Annotated in this window: 20 protein-coding genes; 12 read left to right on the forward strand and 8 right to left on the reverse strand. The window is 42.8% G+C overall.

The genetic code is table 11. The features are described 5' to 3' along the window. Window positions 1-458 precede the first annotated feature (458 nt). From erpA to ACI2JM_RS01865, 8 genes are all read left to right on the forward strand, one after another. A complete protein-coding gene (gene erpA / locus ACI2JM_RS01830; protein ID WP_404641660.1) occupies window positions 459-839 on the forward strand; it encodes an iron-sulfur cluster insertion protein ErpA in 381 nt (126 codons plus the stop codon). A gap of 350 nt (window positions 840-1189) precedes the next feature. After that, a complete protein-coding gene (gene gshA / locus ACI2JM_RS01835) occupies window positions 1190-2764 on the forward strand; it encodes a glutamate--cysteine ligase (protein WP_083475614.1) in 1575 nt (524 codons plus the stop codon). A gap of 69 nt (window positions 2765-2833) precedes the next feature. After that, complete coding sequence (locus ACI2JM_RS01840; RefSeq protein ID WP_404641662.1) at window positions 2834-3361, forward strand: disulfide bond formation protein B; 528 nt, start codon at window positions 2834-2836, stop codon at window positions 3359-3361. Window positions 3362-3867: 506 nt separating this feature from the next. Further along, window positions 3868-4506, forward strand: coding sequence for a copper resistance protein NlpE N-terminal domain-containing protein (locus ACI2JM_RS01845; RefSeq protein ID WP_087814970.1), 639 nt, complete (start codon window positions 3868-3870; stop codon window positions 4504-4506). A 445-nt stretch (window positions 4507-4951) separates the two neighbouring features. Then, window positions 4952-6457 carry a UDP-N-acetylmuramate:L-alanyl-gamma-D-glutamyl-meso-diaminopimelate ligase gene (gene mpl, locus ACI2JM_RS01850; protein WP_404641664.1) on the forward strand — a complete coding sequence of 502 codons (1506 nt, stop codon included), beginning with the start codon at window positions 4952-4954 and terminating at the stop codon, window positions 6455-6457. A 383-nt stretch (window positions 6458-6840) separates the two neighbouring features. Continuing rightward, a complete protein-coding gene (locus ACI2JM_RS01855; protein ID WP_045454808.1) occupies window positions 6841-7095 on the forward strand; it encodes a GlsB/YeaQ/YmgE family stress response membrane protein in 255 nt (84 codons plus the stop codon). Window positions 7096-7409: 314 nt separating this feature from the next. Next, window positions 7410-7964 (forward strand): peptide deformylase, encoded by a 555-nt coding sequence (def, locus tag ACI2JM_RS01860; RefSeq protein WP_045442956.1) that lies wholly within the window; start codon window positions 7410-7412, stop codon window positions 7962-7964. Between the two features lie 166 nt (window positions 7965-8130). Beyond that, window positions 8131-9306, forward strand: a complete 1176-nt coding sequence (locus ACI2JM_RS01865; protein WP_055125679.1) for a type III PLP-dependent enzyme — start codon at window positions 8131-8133, stop codon at window positions 9304-9306. A gap of 92 nt (window positions 9307-9398) precedes the next feature. On the opposite strand, the gene ACI2JM_RS01870 is transcribed toward ACI2JM_RS01865, so the two are convergent. The 5 genes from ACI2JM_RS01870 to dnaJ form a co-directional block, all read right to left on the reverse strand. After that, window positions 9399-10250, reverse strand: a complete 852-nt coding sequence (locus ACI2JM_RS01870) for a hypothetical protein (protein WP_404641667.1) — start codon at window positions 10248-10250, stop codon at window positions 9399-9401. Beyond that, window positions 10234-10731 (reverse strand): PIN domain-containing protein, encoded by a 498-nt coding sequence (locus tag ACI2JM_RS01875; protein WP_404641669.1) that lies wholly within the window; start codon window positions 10729-10731, stop codon window positions 10234-10236. Before ACI2JM_RS01875 ends, ACI2JM_RS01870 begins: the two co-directional genes overlap by 17 nt. Next, the gene (locus ACI2JM_RS01880; RefSeq protein WP_404641671.1) at window positions 10732-12066 is read right to left on the reverse strand and encodes an AAA family ATPase; all 1335 of its coding nucleotides are present in this window, start codon (window positions 12064-12066) and stop codon (window positions 10732-10734) included. Window positions 12067-12104: 38 nt separating this feature from the next. Then, a complete protein-coding gene (gene dapB / locus ACI2JM_RS01885; RefSeq protein WP_404641673.1) occupies window positions 12105-12953 on the reverse strand; it encodes a 4-hydroxy-tetrahydrodipicolinate reductase in 849 nt (282 codons plus the stop codon). A gap of 182 nt (window positions 12954-13135) precedes the next feature. Further along, entirely contained in the window at window positions 13136-14272 is a 1137-nt protein-coding gene (gene dnaJ, locus ACI2JM_RS01890; RefSeq protein WP_087814909.1) for a molecular chaperone DnaJ, read from the reverse strand. Window positions 14273-14714: 442 nt separating this feature from the next. On the opposite strand from dnaJ, the gene ACI2JM_RS01895 reads away from it, so the two are divergent. Next, window positions 14715-15368 carry a DUF2939 domain-containing protein gene (locus tag ACI2JM_RS01895; RefSeq protein ID WP_404641675.1) on the forward strand — a complete coding sequence of 218 codons (654 nt, stop codon included), beginning with the start codon at window positions 14715-14717 and terminating at the stop codon, window positions 15366-15368. Window positions 15369-15524: 156 nt separating this feature from the next. Here ACI2JM_RS01895 and ACI2JM_RS01900 read toward each other — a convergent pair whose 3' ends face one another. The 3 genes from ACI2JM_RS01900 to ACI2JM_RS01910 all read right to left on the reverse strand — a co-directional run bounded on the left by ACI2JM_RS01900 (window position 15525) and on the right by ACI2JM_RS01910 (window position 18817). Next, window positions 15525-16589: a disulfide isomerase DsbC N-terminal domain-containing protein gene (locus ACI2JM_RS01900; protein WP_404641677.1), complete on the reverse strand. Its 1065-nt coding sequence runs from the start codon at window positions 16587-16589 to the stop codon at window positions 15525-15527. 220 nt (window positions 16590-16809) lie between these two features. Beyond that, window positions 16810-17457: a transposase gene (locus tag ACI2JM_RS01905; RefSeq protein ID WP_404641679.1), complete on the reverse strand. Its 648-nt coding sequence runs from the start codon at window positions 17455-17457 to the stop codon at window positions 16810-16812. 655 nt (window positions 17458-18112) lie between these two features. After that, window positions 18113-18817: a pseudouridine synthase gene (locus ACI2JM_RS01910; protein ID WP_404641681.1), complete on the reverse strand. Its 705-nt coding sequence runs from the start codon at window positions 18815-18817 to the stop codon at window positions 18113-18115. A gap of 196 nt (window positions 18818-19013) precedes the next feature. Between ACI2JM_RS01910 and ACI2JM_RS01915 the strand changes: the two genes are divergently transcribed. From ACI2JM_RS01915 to ACI2JM_RS01925, 3 genes are all read left to right on the forward strand, one after another. Beyond that, window positions 19014-19625, forward strand: a complete 612-nt coding sequence (locus ACI2JM_RS01915; protein WP_404641683.1) for a YigZ family protein — start codon at window positions 19014-19016, stop codon at window positions 19623-19625. A gap of 114 nt (window positions 19626-19739) precedes the next feature. Continuing rightward, window positions 19740-20804, forward strand: coding sequence for a YheT family hydrolase (locus tag ACI2JM_RS01920; RefSeq protein ID WP_404641685.1), 1065 nt, complete (start codon window positions 19740-19742; stop codon window positions 20802-20804). Window positions 20805-20848: 44 nt separating this feature from the next. Next, window positions 20849-21391 (forward strand): acyl-CoA thioesterase, encoded by a 543-nt coding sequence (locus ACI2JM_RS01925; RefSeq protein ID WP_060490140.1) that lies wholly within the window; start codon window positions 20849-20851, stop codon window positions 21389-21391. The last annotated feature ends 54 nt before the right edge of the window (window positions 21392-21445 follow it).

Consider the following 21445-nt stretch of genomic DNA (forward strand, 5'->3'; position numbering starts at 1 on the left):
TCAACTCAACAGTAATATAAAATATAAGGCAATAAAAAACACACATCTGGCATGTTAACTGGCGGCTATTATTTCAAACGCTTGCCCCATAGGCAAACGATTAAATAACTATTTCAAAACCAAGTGTTTATTCGCACAAAAAGTCTTTCTCTTAGCATGAGTTTATGGGGATAATAACCGCTAGTATCAATCAGCCACCTTCAGCCAGTAGCGTCACTCTTGACAAACGAATCAACACCCCCATTATGATATACTGCGATGAGATAAGTGCCCGTTATCAACCAAATCGTTGTAATGACACAGATATCATATTTATAATGCGCCATTAGTCATACCAATAGCAGCGCCATAATAACAGCACCCAATTGAATCAAACGCCGTGCGTATCTTTATTTGCAACTATTTCATTGCAAACCCTAACTGGACGACCGCATTTGATCCTAGCAACTGAGGTAGATATGAACGAATCAGCCAACCAATTTAATCCAAGCGCCAGCCAGCCAGTAGACCCAACTGTTTTAAGCTTAACCGATAGCGCTGCACAAAAGGTGCGACGTCTACGTGAAGAAGAAGGCGACAGCGCTCTGATGTTACGTGTCTATGTGACGGGCGGCGGCTGCTCAGGTTTTTCTTACGGCTTTAACTTCGCCAATGAGCTGAATGAAGACGATGCCAATTTTGATAATGACGATGTGACCTTAGTCGTCGATTCACTAAGCTATCAGTATTTACAAGGCTCTACCGTTGACTATACTGAGGGGTTAGAGGGCGCACGCTTTATCGTCACCAATCCAAATGCCACCACCACGTGTGGCTGTGGCTCATCCTTCTCTATTTAAGTTGGCAAGACGCAATGACTTTTGATCAAGATACCTTCCTCGTTAGTCAACGCTATCATAAACCGCTTAACGTCGTACTTTTGAAGCATCTATCTCGTAGGTAGATGCTTCTTGTTTTATGCGTTTTTTAGAAAAAAGTAACGCGCTGTTTATAAAATTTTTTATTGAAATACCTATTAAAATCAAGATGAATGAGCGCCTGTAAAGCTTATCGTATTTGTAATTGTCCGTGGTTTTCAGGGCAGCTTTGAGCTAAACTGACGGCATTCTTAATCCAATATTTACCTTCATTATGGTCAAACGCCAGTCGTGTTTTGAGCCGCCATAATAAATAACAATAGATGACTATTATGAGTAATTTTGCGAGTAGCTTTGTGAATTTTGACATTCCTAATTGGTTTGATAGCAAGCATTTAACGGGTATGCTCCGCGGTATCGAAAAAGAAGGGCTACGCGTAAGACCCGATGGTTACTTGGCTCAGACACCGCATCCAGCCAAGCTTGGCTCAAAGCTCACCCATCCGTTTATCACAACTGATTATTCAGAAAGTCTACTTGAGCTAATTACTGACCCCAAAACCTCACCAAAAGAGACGCTAAACATGCTGCGTCAGTTGCATGTATTGGTCTATCAAGCCATGCCTGAAGGTGAGCTGATGTGGCCGCTGTCTATGCCTTGTATGCTGTCATCGAATGATGAAGACATCCCACTGGCTGATTATGGCAGCTCTAATACAGGTAAGCTCAAGACGCTATACCGTAGTGGGCTTGGTATTCGCTATGGTCGCCGCATGCAAACGATTGCAGGTTTACATTATAACTTGTCTTTTGGCGACGGGTTATTTGAAGTTTGGCAAGCTGAAATACCTGCTGCACAAGCGCAAACGCTGACAGAATTTAAAAACGAAAAGTACTTAGGGCTTATCCGTAACTTTAAGCGTCTGACCAGTTTGGTATTGTATTTACTGGGTGCTAGCCCTAGCGTTTGTCCTTGTTTCTTAGCTGGTCGCGAGCATGATTTAGAGCTACTAAACGACTCAACCTATTATAAGCCTGCTGCCACCAGCCTACGTATGGGCAAGCTTGGTTATACCAATAGTGTACAAGAACAGCTCGATATTCGTTATAACTATCTGCCAGAGTATGTCGATGGACTGCGCCGTGCGATTCAGACTCCGCACGAAAGCTTTGCCAAGCTTGGCTTGGATGATGCCGATGGCAACCCTATCCAAATCAACAATCATATTTTACAAATAGAAAATGAATACTATAGCCCTATTCGTCCCAAACAAATCGCGATGAGCGGCGAGACACCGACCGAAGCATTAGAGCGCCGTGGTATCGCTTATGTTGAGTTCCGTGCAATCGATCTAGACCCTTATAGCGATGTCGGTATTCGTCTGTCTAGCGCTTGTTTCTTAGAGGTCATGGCGCTGTACTGTCTGCTGAGCGACTCACCTGATCTATTACCTGAGGAAGAAGAGACCTTAGCCATCAATCTTGAGCGCGTGGTAAACGAAGGTCGCCGCGAAGGCTTACACATTATAAACAACGGCGAAGAGCAACTGCTTGAGAGCTGGATGCTGGTGCATTTAGAACGTATGCAACCACTTGCCGCGCTACTTGATGCGCATTATGGCGGCAACGATTACCGTGCAGCAGTCGCGTTAATGCAAGGCAAAGCAGGGCACTCTGAATCAACCATTTCAGCACAAGTAAACTCTGATAGTCAGCGTTTAGGCAGCTTATGGCAGCTTGGTTTTACCTTGGCGCAGCAGCATCGTGAGTCTTTATTACAGCAAACGCTTAGCCCAAACACCCAAGCCAAGTATGAAGTGTTGGCAGAAAAATCGATATTACAGCAAGCTGAGATTGAAAAAGCCGAAACTGAAGATTTTATGGAATTTTTACAGCAATATCGCTAAGCTTTGATTGCTAAATTCTGACCGCCACTTAACGTGTATAGATGACTATTTTATAAGAGTAACTGCCCGATGCTAAAGCTGACCACTTACCGCAATTTGCAAATATTTTTGGTGATAATAGCCGTAATAGGTATGAGTTTTGCGCTGTTTTTTTTACAGCGCTATATGGGATTTTCGCCTTGCCCACTATGTATTTTTCAGCGTATTGGACTCATAATCATGGGCAGTTTTGCTTTGATAGCCGCATTATTCAACCCTAAATCTAAGGCAGTTAGATTGGTATTATGGCTTGGTAGCTTAGCAGGTATCGGCTGGGCGACTGCGGTGGCTGGACGACATGTTTGGCTACAGCATCTGCCTGCCGACCAAGTACCTTCTTGTGGTCCAGGGCTGGATTATTGGTTAGATACGTTACCGATTTTGCAAGTATTTAAAGAAGTTTTTGCGGGCTCTGGCGAATGTGCCTCTGTTGAGTGGACATTTATGGGACTGAGTATTCCTGAACAATCTTTGATTTTATTTAGTCTGCTATTGGTGGTACACGGCTTGATATTATTGCGTATTTTACGACCTGTTGCCCCTAGCCGCCTTGCTTGATAGCGAATTAGCCCCTACGTTGCTTTTTGCTATATCCTTCGTTTTTGCTATATCCTTCGTTTTTGCTATATCCATTTTTCCAAACGAACAGGCGTATTTATTACTAAACGTCTGTTCGTTCATGAGCCACTATTAAATATCTCCAATAATTTTGGTTCGTCATATCTATCAATGTTAAACCATTATTCTTAGCTCATGGCTAAACCTATCATAACAAAAAGGCCACAGAGATATCTTTAACCTTTGATATCTTGACACAGTTTATTTGCTTTTGATGGGTAAAATAGCGTTTTAAATATCCATCACTGTTGACTGATTGGCGATGGGCTACCGATAGCTTCTTCTCGCCGCCTAGCCTCAGATGGTACTTGTAGTCTCGTAGTCTTCTACTCTAATTTAAACATTTATACTTCCTATTATCTTTCCTTTTTGACAACGTATTGAGTTGTCGATAGTGTCGATAATCATTTGGAACGACTATTAAAAAACTGTTTTTTGGTGTGACCATGATATATTTTTTGCCTACTTGTTCTAACACGCTAACTATCCTCAAACGCGGTGGTCGTTGTTTGCTAGCGCTGCCCCTCTGTGTGCTGCTCATCGGCTGTGATAGTACCTCGTCTAGCGGCGATAAAGGTATGACGACTAAGGTCGCCCCTATCGATCATGTAGAAGAGAACAGCGCACAAGCTAGCGCAGAGAACTTGTCAGAGACCAATCTATTAAATGCGGGTAGTGAGCTAGATAAAGTTTCAGAAGGACAATCGCTGATTGCGGCTGCCCAATCGAGTAACGGTGCATATCCACATCAATCGCTGACACGCTCAGAGCCGCGTAATGGCACGTTACAAGCCACGTTAATGGGCGATTATGGTGGCATGGTACCCTGTAAATCTTGTGATAGCACGGATATTACATTGAATTTATTCGCTGATGGTTCAGTGCTAAAAACCAGTATAGATAACAATCCCGAAATGCCGAATGCACCCCTGTTTGAGCCTGGTGTTTATCGTCAAGACAATGATATGATTACGATTGTCTATGAAGACAAAAACATTGAAGCGTATCATATTCAAGACAATCATCTTGTCTTAATGGATGAACATAAAAAACCTAACAATGACTATACCCTGTCGCGCAAATAATAAAATAGCGGCATAAACATTTAGAGGCTCTAAATTTTAGGTGCTCTGAATATAGTTAGGTGCTCTGAATACAGTGATGCTCAATGAGCCAAACCATCCTTTTAATAACGCCTACTTACTGGGCGTTTTTTATTGGTCATCATGCGGTGTTTACTTTACAATAAGTGCTCGTTTTCGACGCTGCTACTTGGCGATCCTATGCTGTTTTTGTGACAGAATATAGGGTCGAAGCAATATAAAGTAGAGGTAAGGCAAGCGGGCGTCAATAGTACGTTTGGTACATGAAGCACGGTTAACACCGTCACCATTTATAATATTTTAATTATAGCCAAGACTGATGATCATTAGGTTGAGCGTATCCTAGAATACACCACAGTTAATATCGGTAACTTTTGGGATAATGCTCCATTTTTATTCTTTTAATTTAAGCTCGTACGGAACGTCTATGCATATTCATATTCTTGGTATTTGTGGTACTTTTATGGGCTCACTGGCATTGCTGGCACGCGAGCTTGGACATACGGTCACGGGCTCAGACGCCAATGTTTATCCGCCGATGTCCACCCAACTGGAAAACGCGGGCGTGACCATTGAGCAAGGCTATCTGGTAGAGCATTTACAACCAGCACCAGATTTAGTCGTCGTTGGTAATGCCATGAAGCGCGGTATGGATGTCATCGAATATATGCTGGACACAGGTCTACGCTATACCTCAGGACCACAGTTTTTATCTGAGCAGGTATTACAATCGCGTCATGTGATAGCCGTTGCCGGTACTCACGGTAAAACCACGACGACGACCATGCTCGCTTGGATATTGCACTATGCGGGTATCGACGCTGGGTTTTTAATCGGCGGTGTGCCACTGGTTGATACCACTGATGAGCATTTACAGCACGTCTTCGCTCACAGCAGTTATTTGGGTGCGGATAAAATTGATAATGACGATTCGGCAAATACTGGCTATTTCGTTATCGAAGCGGATGAATATGATTCTGCATTTTTTGATAAGCGTTCAAAGTTCGTTCATTACCGTCCGCGTACGGCTATTTTAAACAACCTAGAATTTGATCATGCGGATATTTTTGCGGATCTTGAGGCTATTCAGACCCAATTCCATCATATGGTGCGCATGATTCCAAGTACGGGCAAAATCATTATGCCCACAGCGACTGCCAGCTTAGAGGAGACGTTAGCGAAAGGGGTTTGGACACCCGTTTGGCGGACCGCAGTACTGGGCTCAGCGCCACATACCACCCATACTATCGATGAGCACTCAAAAGATAGTAGTGATTGGCAAGCTGAACTTATCAGCGAAGATGGTGGTCAATTTGCGGTTAGTTTTACGGCTGATATTGCTGATAAAGACGCCACGGGAGTCGTGGATTGGTCGATGAGCGGCATTCATAACGTGAATAATGCCTTGGTTGCTGTCGCAGCAACTTATAACATCGGCGTCAGTGTCAAAACTGCGTGCGCGGCGTTATCAGCATTTGCTGGTATCAAACGTCGGATGGAGCTGATTGGCGATGTCAATGATATCTTAGTCTTTGATGATTTTGCTCATCACCCTACAGCCATTACTACTACTTTAGATGGTGCCAAGAAGAAACTGGCGGACAGACGCATTTGGGCGATTATTGAACCACGTAGTAACACCATGAAAATGGGCATTCATCAAGACAGCTTGGCTGAGTCTGCTGCTCTCGCCGATCATACTTTATGGTATGAGCCGACAGGACTGGAGTGGGGTCTAAAAGAAGTCATTGAAAATGCCAATAGCGCAAATCCTAACATGGGCAACCAACAGGTGCTCTCTAGTATCGATGCTATCATCGAGCATATCGACACGCACGCAAAAGCGGGTGACGCCATTGTGATTATGTCGAATGGCGGTTTTGAGGGTATTCATCAACGCTTACTAACTGCGCTACGTAATAAAGCCACTTAATAAAGCTACGCAACAAATAATCTAGCTGGTTTAGTTCTGGTGTCAAATAAGAGCGTTGCTTATTATAAATGAGCAACGTTTTTTTATGATCAACTTTTCTGATTACTTGCGATGACTATTGGAACGTCGGTATTAGAGAGTATCAGTATTAGGGAGCGTCGATATCCAAAAATGCTTTAATATATAGACGGCGTTTTCGACTTCACTACCTTTGTAACCTTTCATTTACCTATTCTACCTGCATATTAGCAAATCTACGATTTTCCTCACATAGCTCATACACTGGTAACATTTCGCGCTTACCTTTACGTCTATACAGTGCTTACAATGAGCTTATCAAAATTGATTAACTATTATAAATGATAATAAGTTAGGAGAATAATATGAGCTTTATTTGGATGATTATTGTAGGTCTGGTTGCAGGTTTATTGGCAAGAGCTATCAAGCCAGGCAGTGACCCGATGGGCTGGATAATGACCATTGTATTGGGTATCGTCGGTGCTTTATTAGGTGGCTTCTTAGCTAGTCTTATCGGTATCAATGCTGATGGTGGGTTTACTGGTTTGATATTCTCAGTAATCGGTGCGATCATCCTGTTATTTATCTATGAGATGATTATGAGCAAACGTGGCGTATAACTTGGCACTTTTGCTCAGATGTTCTAGCTGCATCAAGTGACTTTAATTACTTAGAAGTGACTTGATTTACTAAACTCAATTTGCTAAAAAGCAACTCTACTTATGCAAGTCAGATTACATCTAATCTGGCTTATATAAATCAAAAAGCCTTGCGAATTGCAGGGCTTTTTTATGCCTATAATAAAAGCGACCTCCATCATTTTTTACGATGATAAAAAGCAATAATTGTGCGAAAGTATTGATAAGCATTACTTTTGTCCCCATTTATCCTATAATATCAACCCTATTTTATCCCTATCATTGAGGTGAGCGTTATGGCTTTACTCCCTATTTTAAATTACCCAGACCCGCGCCTGCGCACTATTGCTACGCCTGTTAAGGAAGTGACTGCTGAAATAAAAACCTTAATCGCTGATATGATTGAGACGATGTATGAGGCACAAGGTATCGGTTTGGCGGCAAGCCAAGTGGATCGCCATATTCAGCTCATCGTTATGGATCTGTCTGAAGATAAAAATAGCCCTAGAGTTTTTATCAACCCAAAGGTGACACCATTGGTAGAAGAGAAACAGCCCTATGAAGAAGGTTGTTTGTCCGTACCTGAAGTCTATGACAGTGTTGAGCGCCCGAACAAAGTGCGTATTGAAGCCTTAGATGAGAATGGTCAAAAAATCGATGAAGAAGTCGAAGGCTTACTCGCAGTATGCATCCAACATGAAATGGATCATTTAAATGGGGTCATATTCGTCGATTATTTATCACGTCTCAAGCAAACTCGTGCTCGCGATAAAGTGCGTAAAATCGTTAAAATACGCGAAAAACAAGGCGAACAAATGGCGGATAAACAGCCACAGCCCAGCCATTCTTAGTCCATTCATCATCTAAGCTATTTTTACGTCATTTAATCAGTATGAACACAAGGTTTTTTATTACCTGTGAGATGCGTGATAACACTAATGTGAGATGACAATGACGTGATGCGAGCATTTACTCTTTAACACCTACTGTCTTTATTAAAGGTTCCCTACCATGACCATGATCAAAATTGACCAATATTTTGACCCTGCCGGCTGGCAGAAATTTACTCAAGCTGCTGAAGGTCGCGAGACGCCATTTTTGGTCGTGGACCTTAGCCGTATCAAAACCAAATATCATGAAATGGTTGGGTTTTTTCCCAATGCTAAAATCCATTATGCAATGAAAGCCAGTCCTGCTGTTGAAGTGATTAACTTGCTTGCTGATCTTGGTTCAAACTTTGATTGTGCCTCCATCTATGAGCTTGATCGCGTACTAGACTGCGGCGTTGAGCCATCGCGTATCTCTTATGGCAATACCATCAAAAAAGCGGAGCATGTCAAATATGCCTTTGAAAAAGGTATTGACTTGTATGCGACCGACTCAGAAGCGGATTTAAAAAATATTGCCAAGCACGCCCCTGGTTCAAAAATCTTTGTGCGTATCTTAGTACAAGGGTCAGAGACCGCTGAATGGCCATTGTCTCGTAAGTTTGGTTGTCATCCCAATATGGCGATTGAGCTGTTGATTCAAGCTCGTGATTTGGGTCTAGTGCCTTATGGAATCTCATTCCACGTTGGTAGTCAGCAAAAAGACGTTGCCGCTTGGGATGATGCGCTAGCCAAGGTCAAATACATGTTTGACTGGATGAAAAACGAAGAAGATATTAAGCTACAAATGATCAATTTGGGTGGCGGCTTTCCAGCCAACTATATCAGTGAAGTGAATCCTATAAAAGTCTACGCTGAAGAGATTACTCGTTATTTGACAGACGACTATAGTGAAGAGGACATGCCTGAGATTATCCTTGAGCCAGGTCGTTCATTGGTTGGTGGTTCAGGGGTGCTGGTCAGTGATGTGGTGCTTATCTCGCGTAAGTCGCACACGGATTTAACGCGTTGGGTGTATACCGATGTGGGCTTATTCCAAGGCTTAATCGAGACATTGGGAGAGGCCATCAAGTATCCGGTTTATACGCCTAAGATGGAAACATCAACCAGCAAAGGCACTGTGGTACTGGCAGGTCCTACTTGTGATTCGACCGATATCATGTATGAAGAAGCGGGCTATCAATTGCCAGAGGAACTGGAGATTGGTGATAAAATCTTTTGGTTGACCACGGGTGCGTATACTAACTCGTATTCATCTATTGAATTTAATGGTTTTCCACCGTTAGAAGTGATCTACGTTGACTAATCTTTAATAGATTATTATCGATAAAAAGCGCGATACTGCTCATTACAGTATCGCGCTTTTTTATACCAAAGATAATAGTAATCGATGCAAGGCTACTGCACCATTATCCAAATTGGTGTGTTTTTAGTGCTATCAATGGCACGATTGCTACCATAACTTGCGCGTTGATTTTGGCTACTTTGAGAGATTTTTCCGATAGTTACCCATTGACCACGTGGGATAATAATGGTCGTGTCTAATCGTTGACCTTGAATGGCATGATTACTATTTTTCTGAGAAGTTGAATAGGAGCGTGCGAGTTTTTCTTCAACTTGTGACAATGTTACTTCGACTTGACCAGTCGGTAATAATCTTGGCGTAACCGTGATGCCTTGCGTCGTTGGTAGCAATACCTGCTGCTGAATGACAATCTGTACTGAGGGACTTTTATAATTTGTATAACTATTTACATCGTAGGTTTGATTCAGCGCATAAAGCGTCCCTGTACTGATGCTGGCGGCACTACCTGACAAGGTTTGTACTTGGTATAAATTATTTGTTTGCTGTTGGCTATTGCTTTGATGAATAATCCCTGACCCTTGAATACCACGGTTGCTAATAATGACCTGCCCTTGCTGAATATTATCTTGGACGCTGCTATTGTTGCCAACACGCACAGCGACCGTCAATGCCTGTGGCTGACCATCAATCTGAGTCAATAACTGCTGTACCGCCTGATAGTTAGCGGCTGTCGTATGCAACACTAACTTGTCTTGATAGGTAGTAACTGTACTGCCGTCACGACTATTATTCAGTTGCTGACGAACAGCAGGTAATAATGCATCACCGCCATAGGTATCAATGACGTAGGTTTGAAAAGTAGCTGCTTGTGCTGAGATATTGAGCGTTGAGAACACAATAACGCTTAGTAGAACTACTTTTATTGCTTTAGTAGGAGTGACCATAATGTATTAAGTCCGAATCAAGTGACCAAATAAATACCTGCACGTGCTTATTTCTATTGGCTTTGTTTTTATCTTGAATGTCTTCGTATTCTTTAATGATAGATAAATCTGTCAGGCTCATACCTTCATTCGGTTTAGTAGCAGTTTTATTTTGGCCAGCTCTGACAATAAACTCATTAATCCAATTACGCCATTCTAACTTTAGGTCAAAATTGCTAATCTTAAATGGCGAGCTACCATCAAACGTTTTTTGCATCATATCAACGAACTGTTTAGCAATTTCTCGGCGTGTATCTCCATTGCCATTTTGGCTGATATGATTACCGACTTCTACTGCCACCACTAAAGGAATAATAAATCGACAGTTTGATTCAGCATAGGTTTTAAACTCATCTAAAACCTCGACTCTATTCTGACTTTTATTAGGAACATTCAATATATTCAATATTATGCTGGTATCTAATATACAAATATCTGCCATCTAATCAGCCCCCTGTAGCTGATTTAGCCAGTCCAATGCTTGTTTTTTACGCTGCTCTGATGTGATTGGATGTTTTACAAAGCGCTCGACAATACCTTGAGTAACTAAGTCGCCAAGCGTTCCTTGAGCGACTAAGCCAAGATAATCATCTAAGTCTCCTAAGCGCATCAACTTGCTATCACCTTCTTGCGGGTCTCTATAGCAAAATACAACATCTGCGAGGGCTTCATCTGGTAGGGCATCCATTAGCGCAGGATTATGCGTCGATAGTAACAAATTAAGTTTACGTTCTTCGGCATACTGACGCAGTAAGCTTAAAATAATATGCGCTCGTGTGGGATGAATACTATTATCAATCTCTTCAATGACTACTGTTGAACCTTCTGGCACAGAAAGGAGGGCAGCTGCAATGCCCAATACTTTTAACGTACCGTCTGATAGTAAATCCATTGTACGTTCAACAGAAGTACTCCCAAAGCTTTCAACTAGAGCAAACTCAATACGATCACGATGATCTTTGTAAAATTTAATATCTAGAATATCTTGTTCTGGTAAGCTTTTAACTAATAACAATAACTTAGATTTGTTCTTTGTTTCTTCACAGATATTATATAAAACTCCAGCGATATTAGAGCCATCTGGTCTTAAAATGTTATCTGAAATACTATCAATACGCATGTTATTTGGTACAAAATCAAAGAAAAAAGATTGCTGTAAAAACTTGCGAATAACATTAAAATTAGTCCAAGGCTTTTTCTTCTTCATGGTTATGAATGTATCAATCATAAGAAATGCAGATATGTCGCTATTATTAGTTTTGTAAAAAGTAACTTTATCATCTGTCTGAGAATTTATAAAACCATCAAGGCCAGTATTACCTTTTGCAAATTCATCTATTTTTTTTATTAAATCTATATTATGAAGCTCTGAAAGTTGCGAAAAATAAGGAGGCTTCAAATTTTGTAATATAACAACTCTATTTTCTTGTAAATGTATAATCTCGCTCCTAAGTTCGATACTGTTTGAGCTTACTTCAAAAATGCCTTCATATTCAAAACCTGCTTCAAATTTAAATAGTAGTGCGAATTGTTCTGTTGAGTTGAACGACAAGTCTCTAATACTACCCCGAACGACTTTATCACTATCGTTAACCCTATTTTTGAGCGTAGATAAGCGCTCACCACCAGCCACCCAACTTAAAAAACGAAACGCTTCAATAGCATTGCTTTTACCTGACGCGTTCGCCCCTATCAGTAAAGTCAAAGGTGACAGCGGTAAGGTGGCTTCTTTATAGCTCTTAAAGTTTTTAATAGTGATACTAGCGTTATCTGTCATTGCCATCTCGCTTATAAGTAGATTATCTAAATCTTGCCTTACTCATTCAAACCCAATACATCCTGCATATTATATTGCCCGACCTCTTGTTTGATAACCCAAGTCGCGGCACGTACAGCACCCGCAGCAAAAGTCATACGCGCGCGGGCACGATGGGTAATTTCAACCACCTCACCATCAGCAATAAACATCACGGTATGATCGCCAATGATTTCACCGCCGCGAATGGCATGAATACCAATAGTACCTGCTTTGCGTTCGCCCGTTTGCCCTTCGCGGCCATAAACAGCGACATCTTTTAGGTTCTGTCCACGAGCTTCTGCCACGGCTTCTGCCATCATATATGCTGTGCCTGATGGCGCATCGATTTTATGCTTATGGTGGGCTTCAATGACTTCCACATCGGCATCCTCGCCAAATGTCTTCGCTGCCATGCTGAGCAACTTTAATGACAGATTAACGCCTGTTGAATAGTTACCAGCATAGACAATCGCAATTTTCTCGCTAGCCTTTGCCAATACTTGCTCTTGCTGCTCATTGAATCCTGTCGTACCAATAACCATCGCGACATTGTTTGCCGCGCAAATCTGCATATTTTGTTCAGTGGCATCAGGCAAGCTAAAATCAATTAGTACATCGATGTCATTAATGACAACTTTTAAATCACCGACAATTTGCACTTCTAAGCGACCTATAGCGGCGACTTCACCAGCATCCGCACCAACAAGGCTTGAACCTTGACGTTCTATCGCGGCACTTAATGTCGTTTGCGAATTATCTTGTACTGCCTCTATTAGCATACGCCCCATACGACCACCAGCACCAATCACCCCGACTTTGATGGCTTGTTTATTTGTATTTTCTTGCGCTGTTATCTGTTGGCTCATATTTTTACCCTAAAAGCTCTATATTAATAAGAAAGGTTTTGAATGTTATGATGCTAAGTTTAGCAAATATCACCACCTGAATGGTTTTTTATAGCGTCAATAAAAACCCCCAGTGTTTCATGTGAAACACTGGGGGTTTTGTATATAGTCATTTAACCAAACGGGTGATTAAAACAACTCAGTTAATCAAATAAGTCGCCAATCTTTTTAAAGAATGACTTCTTATGTGGCGACTGCTGATGCTTGCTATCACCGTCAAGCGTATCTTGGAACTGGCGCAACAGGTCTTTTTGCTCGCGAGTTAAGTTCACTGGGGTTTCGATAACCACACGGCAAATCAAATCACCTTTCATGGTGGTGCGTACTGGCGTCACGCCTTTGCCGCGCACACGTAGCAACTTACCACTTTGCGTGCCTTCTGCAACCTTGATTTTTACTTTGCCATCTAGGGTTGGAATTTCGACCTCTTTACCCAGTGCTGCATCGGTGATGCTCACAGGTACATCCATATACAGATCCGCACCTTGGCGGGTAAAGACATTGTGCGGTTTTACGCGTACTTCAACGTATAGGTCGCCGTTTTGTACGCCCGCGCCGCCTGCTTCACCTTCGCCTGCTAGACGGACGCGATCACCATCATCAACACCCGCTGGGATAGACACTTCTAGCGTACGTGATTTGTCTTTAACGCCATTACCGTGACAGTCAGAGCACGGATTTTTGATTTGTTTACCAGTGCCGCCGCAATGTGGGCAAGCCTGCTGCACGGCAAAAAATCCTTGCTGCATACGCACTTGACCTTGTCCATGACAGGTCTGGCAAGTCACGATATCAGAGGCATTTTTTGCCCCTTTACCATCGCACGTGTCGCAAGGCGCAGGCGCAGTGAAACTGATTTCTTTTTTACAGCCACGTACCGCTTCTTCTAGCGTCAGCTCAATGACGTAACGCAAATCAGAACCACGGCGCGAACGTCCACCGCCGCCGCCACGCTGCTGACCGAAGATATCGCCAAAGTTGCCGAAGATATCACCGAAAATGTCTTGGAAGTTGCCACCACCTGCACCGCCAAAGCCGCCGCCACCCATACCATTTTCGAAGGCTGAATGACCCATGCGATCATAAGCAGAGCGCTTCTCTTCGCTGCTTAGTACTTCGTAAGCCATCGATGCTTCTTTGAATTTATCCTCAGCATCTGGATCATCAGAGTTACGGTCAGGGTGATATTTCATAGCCAGCTTGCGGTAAGCTCGCTTAATTTCTTTGCTTTCAGCGGTCTTGCTCACACCTAATACTTCATAAAAATCGCGCTTACTCATGGGCTCTCCTATCGTCTTTACAGTCCACCGGACAGTCGATTCAGTAGTTCTAGTCAACCACCACCTTAATACGACTCACTATGGCACTCAAAGGTTTCACATGAAACATCATAAATAGTGAGAGAAAAGAGGTGATACTGCTATGAATCTTACAAGCGAATACGGCGGGATGCTGCTTAGCCAAATCAATTATTAAAAGTTTGCGCTATTTATGGAGATGCTATGGTGATTTATCAAGCGCTTAGGCAGGGAAAGTATCCACTATAGTGCGCTTGGCCATACAAAAAGGTTTTATTAAGGAATGAACAAAGGTTTTCATACCTTAAAGAGGCTCAGCCATGCTAATATTTATCGCTATATTTTTGGGGTTTTAGATTTATACTCACCAGTGTTAAATCTGCCTATCATTACGTTTTTGTTCTGCGATAAGGGTTTGATTTTTATGAAGAAGCTGATTATTTTATTAATCGTCATTGCCGTCGCTGTCTATGCAGGCTCGCCCTATTACAGCGCTTATCAGCTTAAAAATGCCTACGATGCCAAAGACGGCGCGACCATCGCCGCAGCGATCGACTATGAGCAAGTGCGACCTAGTATCCAAAACCAACTCACCAGTCAGTTTACGGCGACTATGGCCAATTATCCATTGGTCGCTGAGTTGGGCGGCGAGCCATTGACCCAAGCTGCCAATAGTTTTATCACGCAGGCGGTAGATGGTGCTATAACACCGCAAAACATCGAAAAAGTCATCAATACCCAAGGTCAGGCCAATACCGCGACCAAAGAGCTGGCCGCTGCATGGGCAATCGCCAGTAATCAAGTCGATCTCAAAAATTTGATTCAAAATCTTATCATCCAGCGCGGTGATGTGAATGCAGTGGTCAAAAGCCAAATGCAGCAAATCATGGAAAAACAAGCCGCTGAACTGGAGCAACAGGTAGCGCAAGGGTTGGACAGTGACAAGCCAACATTGGGCTATTGTGGTATTAATTGCTTCACTATTAGCGGTCAGGTGAAGGGTTATCCGCTCACCATCAAGATGCAGCGTAACGGCTTAATTGATTGGAAAATCGTTGATATCGTGTTGCCACAATAGACTTGCTATCCTTAACTGTTAGAGGCAATAAAAAACAGCCCCATAAATTACTTATGTGGCTATTTTTTTTATCAATCTTAAGGAATATCATCTTTTAACACATTTTTTATTCATAACTTTATTAAACATCTATGCGAAATCAAACATCTATGTGAGCTACTGTACGCCCAAAAATTCTAAAAACTCAGGACTCTCAAAGCTCGCTTGAAACAGCACGCCATCTTCACGGTAGATAGCAGGCGTTGCCATCACCGCAAGCCCTGCTGCTTTTTCACGATTGGGCGTTACATGATCGGCTTTACAACTTGCTGGTGCCGGTGTCATCTCACCCTGCAACATTGCTTTATCAAAAGCTTTACGGCGGCTGTCCTCATCACTTTGACACCAAATGCCACGCATTTGCTCAGGGGACTGCTCGTATATCGGATAACCAATGGTTTTGACCGTCACACCTTTGGCATTAAGCATCGGTAGCTGTTGATGCAAGCGGCGGCAGTAAGGACAGTTGACATCATTGGCCACATAAATAACCGCTCTCTCAGGGCCGGTCGCTGGATAATTAATCAGCTGGCTTTCATCTAAAGTTGCAAACACAGACTGATTTTTACGCTTTTCAAACTGCTCATCGAGTCCGATGAATTGACCATTTTCGATGACAGAAATCTCGCCATCAGTAATATATTGTGCATCATCCGATAGTAAAAAAGGCACACCTTCTAATGTCGCACCCCAAATCACGCCTGGCACTGCGGTATAAAAGAACGGCGTTTTGGCACTCATATTTTTCAGCGCATCCATATTTGCCAATATATCAGCTTTGACACTCGCACTAACAGGTTTGCCTGCCTGCGCACTGGTGCTACGCGCTGGCGTCTTGGTGACTACACGCTTGCTTGGATTCTTTTGTAGCTCGCCTTGAATGACATATTTGCCATCTTCAGTGATATGCAAAGGCAACTGCCCCGCCAAGTTAACTTGATACATATTGGGCAAGTTGGACGGCACAATAGAGCTAATTTGTGTTTTGATCCCTGCCTGAGTGAGCAATTGGCGCAAGCGACTGTCAACAGACTTGCTAACAGTGCCAGCAGCTTTTGTATTTTGAGTACTCTGGCTTGCTTCTTGGTTAGTAGCGGCAGTATCACTAGACTGGGCACAAGCGGTGGTTGCCAATAACATGGCGCCAATTAAACTGGCAGATTTTAATAGAGATGATTTCACAGAGACAGTCCTATCTGGTTTTAACAAAAACAGCTTTTAATAACAGCGCGTTTCAGTAACAACGATTTTTAATAACTTTTAATTTTAACAACACTCAATCTTAAGAATAGCCGCTTCTAATAATGCTCGTTTCTAACAATATCGGTTTCTAACAATAGGGTGTAATGGACAAAATTCATGCTAAAAAGTAGAAGGTAGTCGCTAATGGACAAAATTCATGTTATTTGAGTGACTTTGACCTTAAAAAGTTTTTAATAAACCGCAACTTACGCTGCTCATTTAGCCCATGATGACTGTGTAATTGTCGCTTTAACTCACTGAATAACCCTTCAAGAGAATTAGTGGTATTTGGCATGTCTAAGTGCTCGTATTCTTGATAAGTGAATAGCCAATCACTATTGATTCTGAGACTACGATAAGCACTTCTAAGACGCTTATGCGTGTACCATGTTCTACCGTTATCATCATTGGTACTACGCTCATTCAGATAGTCTTCATGAGTTAAATACCACTGATCTAAGCATTTTGTGAAGTCAGCTTTATTAAGCTTTGTTAAGTTTAAAGCAAGCCATCTAAGCTCGATACTAACAATGTTTTTAGGGCGACGAGTGAGGTAACGAGTCACTATTTGTATTTGATGGAACTGGCACATCTGACAAGGGGTGTGGGTAAATAACGTACGCAGTCCTCGTCTACCATCACAGGTAATGCTTTGTACATCGACGCCTAACGATGCTAGATGATCAATTCCTTGCTTGTAGGCACTGTTGGTCTCATGACTGACTATCGCGTAGTAAAGGACGGCTTTAGTAGTATTGTCCATAAAAACCATTAAACCGAACTTACGACCGAAGTAAGTGGTGTCCATGATGATATTAGCAGTATTCGGTCGCTTAACTTAATAGTCAATACTGACTGTGTCTAAGCGTCTTTGAATGGTTTTAAGACTACAGTGATATTTATCAGCCAACTGTTGGTAGGTCTGTTTACCTTGGGTATATTCAGTCCAAAGGGTTTGATTATTGAGTCTTTTGCCACCTAAAAATTGCCGCCTACAAGTGAGACATTGATACTGTTGTTTGCCTAGCTTACGTCCATTCTTCTTGGTGTGTTTATCGCTACAAAAAGGGCAGTTTTTTGATTCATAGCGTTGATTCCTTGCAAATATAGACAGTATATAGCGTTAGACCCTACGCCAGCATGAGTTTTGTCCATTACACCAACAATAGCTACTTTTAATAAAGATAACGATATTATGTAAAAAAATAGATTAAAAAAAGATAGGCAGACTTTAGCACAAGGAATACTTTTGCAAAGGTTTAACGGCTCAATTTTGCAAAACTGCTACTGAGCTTTAAGAGATAGGCAACACAGTGTGCACGCGAGACATAACAGGGTAAAAGTGATAGATAAAAACTACAGTTAAAAACCATGGTCAAACACTACGGTCAAAAAAAGCAGCACACGTGAAGTGGCTGCTGATTGTAAAGAAGTGCTTGCGAGTTCATTTCAAGATAAAAAACTTAGAACTTAGCGACTTCTTCAGGTGTTAAAAAGCGACTGTCGCCTTTCTCTAATCCTTCCAAAGTAATATGACCGACACTAGCGCGATGCAGCTCAACCACTCTATTACCAAAGTAACCCATCATCCGTTTTACCTGATGATATTTACCTTGCTCAAGGGTCAAACGTGCATGGGTCTCGTCAATGAATTCGAGAACGGCAGGTCTAGTTTCTTCGTGATCGCCTTCTAAAAGAATGCCTTCAGCGACTTCTTTGACGGCATTGGCTTGCGCCGCTTCATCCATCGCATCTGCTAAAGTCAGCTCATAAATTTTGGCATGTTCGTGCTTAGGACTGGTGACACGGTGCAACCATTTACCATCATCACTCATCAATAATGCGCCGGTCGTATCAACATCAAGGCGACCTGCAATGCGCAAGCTACCAAGCTCTGGCACCGCAATCAGCTCAGTGACAATTGGATGCTCTTTTACTTTCAGCGTACATTCAAAGCCTTCAGGCTTATGTAATAGAATATAACGACTGCCCGCAGCGACCGATAATGGCTCGCCTGCCCAAATCACATCGTCATTGACCACATCGACGTGGACACCGGGGTCTTTGATGACCTGATCATTTACCGTCACTTCACCAGCGTGCAGAATTTTTTTGGATTCTTTACGCGATAGCTCAGTGGCTTTACTCAAAAATTTATCTAGACGCATATATTGCCTACCATTCGTTTGATGATACCTACTTTACCGTAGCAGCTAACGACACCAGCACTCGCACTGAGCTTGTCCGCTATCTTCATGGGTCAGAAGTGGTACTATAATAAAAAATTAAATGAACACTGCACCCAATGTGGACGACAGTGAAAGTTAGACAAGTTTACCATATCCAACCTAGACCTGATGAAATATGAGCTATCAAACGCTAAAACGTGCTGTCACTACGCGCTTAGAAATTAAAAAATCCGAGTTTATTGCTTACGCTTATCCAGTCATTTCGCGTGAACAGGCAATGTTTCACGTGGAACAACTACGTGAGCAATATGCCGATGCGCGCCACCACTGCTGGGCGTATATCATTGGTGACCCCAATAATACGACCAGTGCAGGCTTTGATGATGATGGTGAACCGAATGGTACGGCAGGTCGCCCGATATTAAATGTGTTGCAGCATAAAGCGATCGGTAACGTCATTATCATCGTCGTGCGTTATTTTGGTGGTATTAAACTGGGCGCAGGCGGTCTAACACGTGCTTATGCAGGCGCAGCGCAAGCAGTAGTCGATGAAATGATATTGCTGCCTTATGTGCCGATGGCGCAAGTACAGATATTGGCAGAGTTTGCGACCGAAGCGCAGTGCCGCTATGTAGTTGACAGTTTAAATGGCAGTATCGATGATGTTGCCTATAGTAAACAAGTGACATTGACCGTAACGCTTGCTGAGGCAGATATCGACCATTTAAAAGAACGCCTTGCGATGGATGGACGGGTATTAAATGCGTCGGAAAAAGTGAATGAGTAATCATGCGTTCACTGAGCATTCACTAAATCTTATTGGTTTTGATAACTGTCATGGGTATGATAAGGCACTGATTATTAACAACGATTTCTAATAAACATAAAATAAGACCCCTATATGCCTACCTCAAATTCGCCAACTTCAAAACCGAGCCAACCCTTCTCTCCAGCGCCTTTTAAGCCGCCCTTTTGGCTGGCCAATCCGCATCTGCAAAGCATCTTGCCTAAGTTTTTTGCGCCCAAAACGCCTACTTATCGCCGTGTGGTCGAAAAAGACTCGTTGGATGAAAGTGATATTGCTTATGACTTTTATGATGCGCATCCTATCGCAACCGTAGAAAACAGCGAGTGTGAACAAACGCCATTAATCGTGCTATTCCACGGTATGGAAGGCAGCAGCGACAGCCATTATGCACGTGCTTTGGCGCATCAGATGCACGCTCAGGGCTGGCACTTTGTGGTGGCGCACTTCCGCAGTTGTGGCGGCATTCCTGCTAATGGTCGAGTTTTTTATAATGCGGGTGACACGGATGAAGTGCATCACGCTCTGCAAAATCTAAGTCAGCAATACGCCAATATTTATGCGGTTGGGGTGTCACTAGGCGGTAACGCGTTGGCGAAATACATGGGCGAATATGGTGATAAAGCAATCTGCCAAGGCGCGGCTGTCATTTCCGCTCCCGTCGATATGTCATCGGCGGCGCTTAGTATGCACAGCTTTTTGAGCCATCGTATCTACACGCCTTACTTGCTCAACCCGATTATCAAAAAAGCCTTAGCCAATGACATCAGCAAAGAAGAGATCGACTCGATCAAAGCGGTCAATCGCATCAGTGACTTTGACGATATCTTTACCGCGCCGCGTCACGGCTACCGCTCTAATAACCACTACTATCAAGCCTCATCAGCCCTGCCTTATTTAATAAAAGTAACGAAGCCTTTATTGTTAATTAGTGCCAAAGACGACCCCTTCCTTGGTTTTACCGCCACGCCAAACGATGTGTCTGACAGTGTCACTATCTTAGACACTGAGCATGGCGGGCATGTGGGTTTTATTCGTTATCGCTCTGACAAAGACAAATCACCTCATCTTTATAAAAAATCAAGATTTGATATCAACTGGATACCTGAAACTGTCAGCGCTTATTTTAATCATATCGGTGTAGCATCTAATAAGCCCTAAAATAAGAATACTCACCTTACCTTTTACTCTTTTGAGATTGCACTATGTATCCATTTATCCGTTATGCCAGCACCATCGCCCACGCCGCGCTACAAGTCAAAAAAGGCAATACCTTAACGTTTAAAGATACGAGTGAGATTAGCTTTCGCTGTCGTCTGACAGATATTGATAATTTCTTAGAGATGAATAATGGTCGCGTACTTACCCTTTTTGATATGGGTCGTACTGACTTCGCGGTGCGTAGCGGGCTTGGACGTCAACTGCTCAAGCAGCGTTGGGGTTTGGTCGTCGCTGGCAGTACCATCCAATATCGCAAACGTATTCGCGCTTTTGATAAGGTCACCATGAAAACGCATATTGTCGGCTTCGATGAGCGTTGGATATATATCGAGCAGTCGATGTGGGTAAAGGGCAAACCTTGCTCCTCTGCTCTACTGCGGACGGGCGTGACTGAAAAAGGTAAGGTGATAGAAACAGCACGTGTACTAGCCTCATTGGGGCAAGCAGATTGGCAGTTGCCACCGAGTGGCTATGTGGCAGAATGGATCGTCAGTGATGCTGATCGCCCGTGGCCACCGCAAAGTTAGCATTTATTTTTTAACGTGATTCATAAGTCACAAACACCTATTCACAATCAGTTA

The sequence above is a fragment of the Psychrobacter sp. NPDC064578 genome, from assembly GCF_044901245.1.
GTDB classification, from domain to species: Bacteria; Pseudomonadota; Gammaproteobacteria; order Pseudomonadales; family Moraxellaceae; genus Psychrobacter; species Psychrobacter cibarius_C.

Bases quoted from the DNA above. Each gene is read 5' to 3' on its own strand.
- ACI2JM_RS01910 (WP_404641681.1), bottom strand. From the start codon at position 18,817: ATGCGTCTAGATAAATTTTTGAGTAAAGCCACTGAGCTATCGCGTAAA.
- def (WP_045442956.1), top strand. From the start codon at position 7,410: ATGGCTTTACTCCCTATTTTAAATTACCCAGACCCGCGCCTGCGCACT.
- dnaJ (WP_087814909.1), bottom strand. From the start codon at position 14,272: ATGAGTAAGCGCGATTTTTATGAAGTATTAGGTGTGAGCAAGACCGCT.
- erpA (WP_404641660.1), top strand. From the start codon at position 459: ATGAACGAATCAGCCAACCAATTTAATCCAAGCGCCAGCCAGCCAGTA.
- ACI2JM_RS01925 (WP_060490140.1), top strand. From the start codon at position 20,849: ATGTATCCATTTATCCGTTATGCCAGCACCATCGCCCACGCCGCGCTA.
- ACI2JM_RS01920 (WP_404641685.1), top strand. From the start codon at position 19,740: ATGCCTACCTCAAATTCGCCAACTTCAAAACCGAGCCAACCCTTCTCT.
- ACI2JM_RS01880 (WP_404641671.1), bottom strand. From the start codon at position 12,066: ATGACAGATAACGCTAGTATCACTATTAAAAACTTTAAGAGCTATAAA.
- gshA (WP_083475614.1), top strand. From the start codon at position 1,190: ATGAGTAATTTTGCGAGTAGCTTTGTGAATTTTGACATTCCTAATTGG.
- ACI2JM_RS01865 (WP_055125679.1), top strand. From the start codon at position 8,131: ATGATCAAAATTGACCAATATTTTGACCCTGCCGGCTGGCAGAAATTT.
- mpl (WP_404641664.1), top strand. From the start codon at position 4,952: ATGCATATTCATATTCTTGGTATTTGTGGTACTTTTATGGGCTCACTG.
- ACI2JM_RS01875 (WP_404641669.1), bottom strand. From the start codon at position 10,731: ATGGCAGATATTTGTATATTAGATACCAGCATAATATTGAATATATTG.
- dapB (WP_404641673.1), bottom strand. From the start codon at position 12,953: ATGAGCCAACAGATAACAGCGCAAGAAAATACAAATAAACAAGCCATC.
- ACI2JM_RS01845 (WP_087814970.1), top strand. From the start codon at position 3,868: ATGATATATTTTTTGCCTACTTGTTCTAACACGCTAACTATCCTCAAA.
- ACI2JM_RS01870 (WP_404641667.1), bottom strand. From the start codon at position 10,250: ATGGTCACTCCTACTAAAGCAATAAAAGTAGTTCTACTAAGCGTTATT.
- ACI2JM_RS01895 (WP_404641675.1), top strand. From the start codon at position 14,715: ATGAAGAAGCTGATTATTTTATTAATCGTCATTGCCGTCGCTGTCTAT.
- ACI2JM_RS01840 (WP_404641662.1), top strand. From the start codon at position 2,834: ATGCTAAAGCTGACCACTTACCGCAATTTGCAAATATTTTTGGTGATA.
- ACI2JM_RS01905 (WP_404641679.1), bottom strand. From the start codon at position 17,457: ATGGACACCACTTACTTCGGTCGTAAGTTCGGTTTAATGGTTTTTATG.
- ACI2JM_RS01915 (WP_404641683.1), top strand. From the start codon at position 19,014: ATGAGCTATCAAACGCTAAAACGTGCTGTCACTACGCGCTTAGAAATT.
- ACI2JM_RS01855 (WP_045454808.1), top strand. From the start codon at position 6,841: ATGAGCTTTATTTGGATGATTATTGTAGGTCTGGTTGCAGGTTTATTG.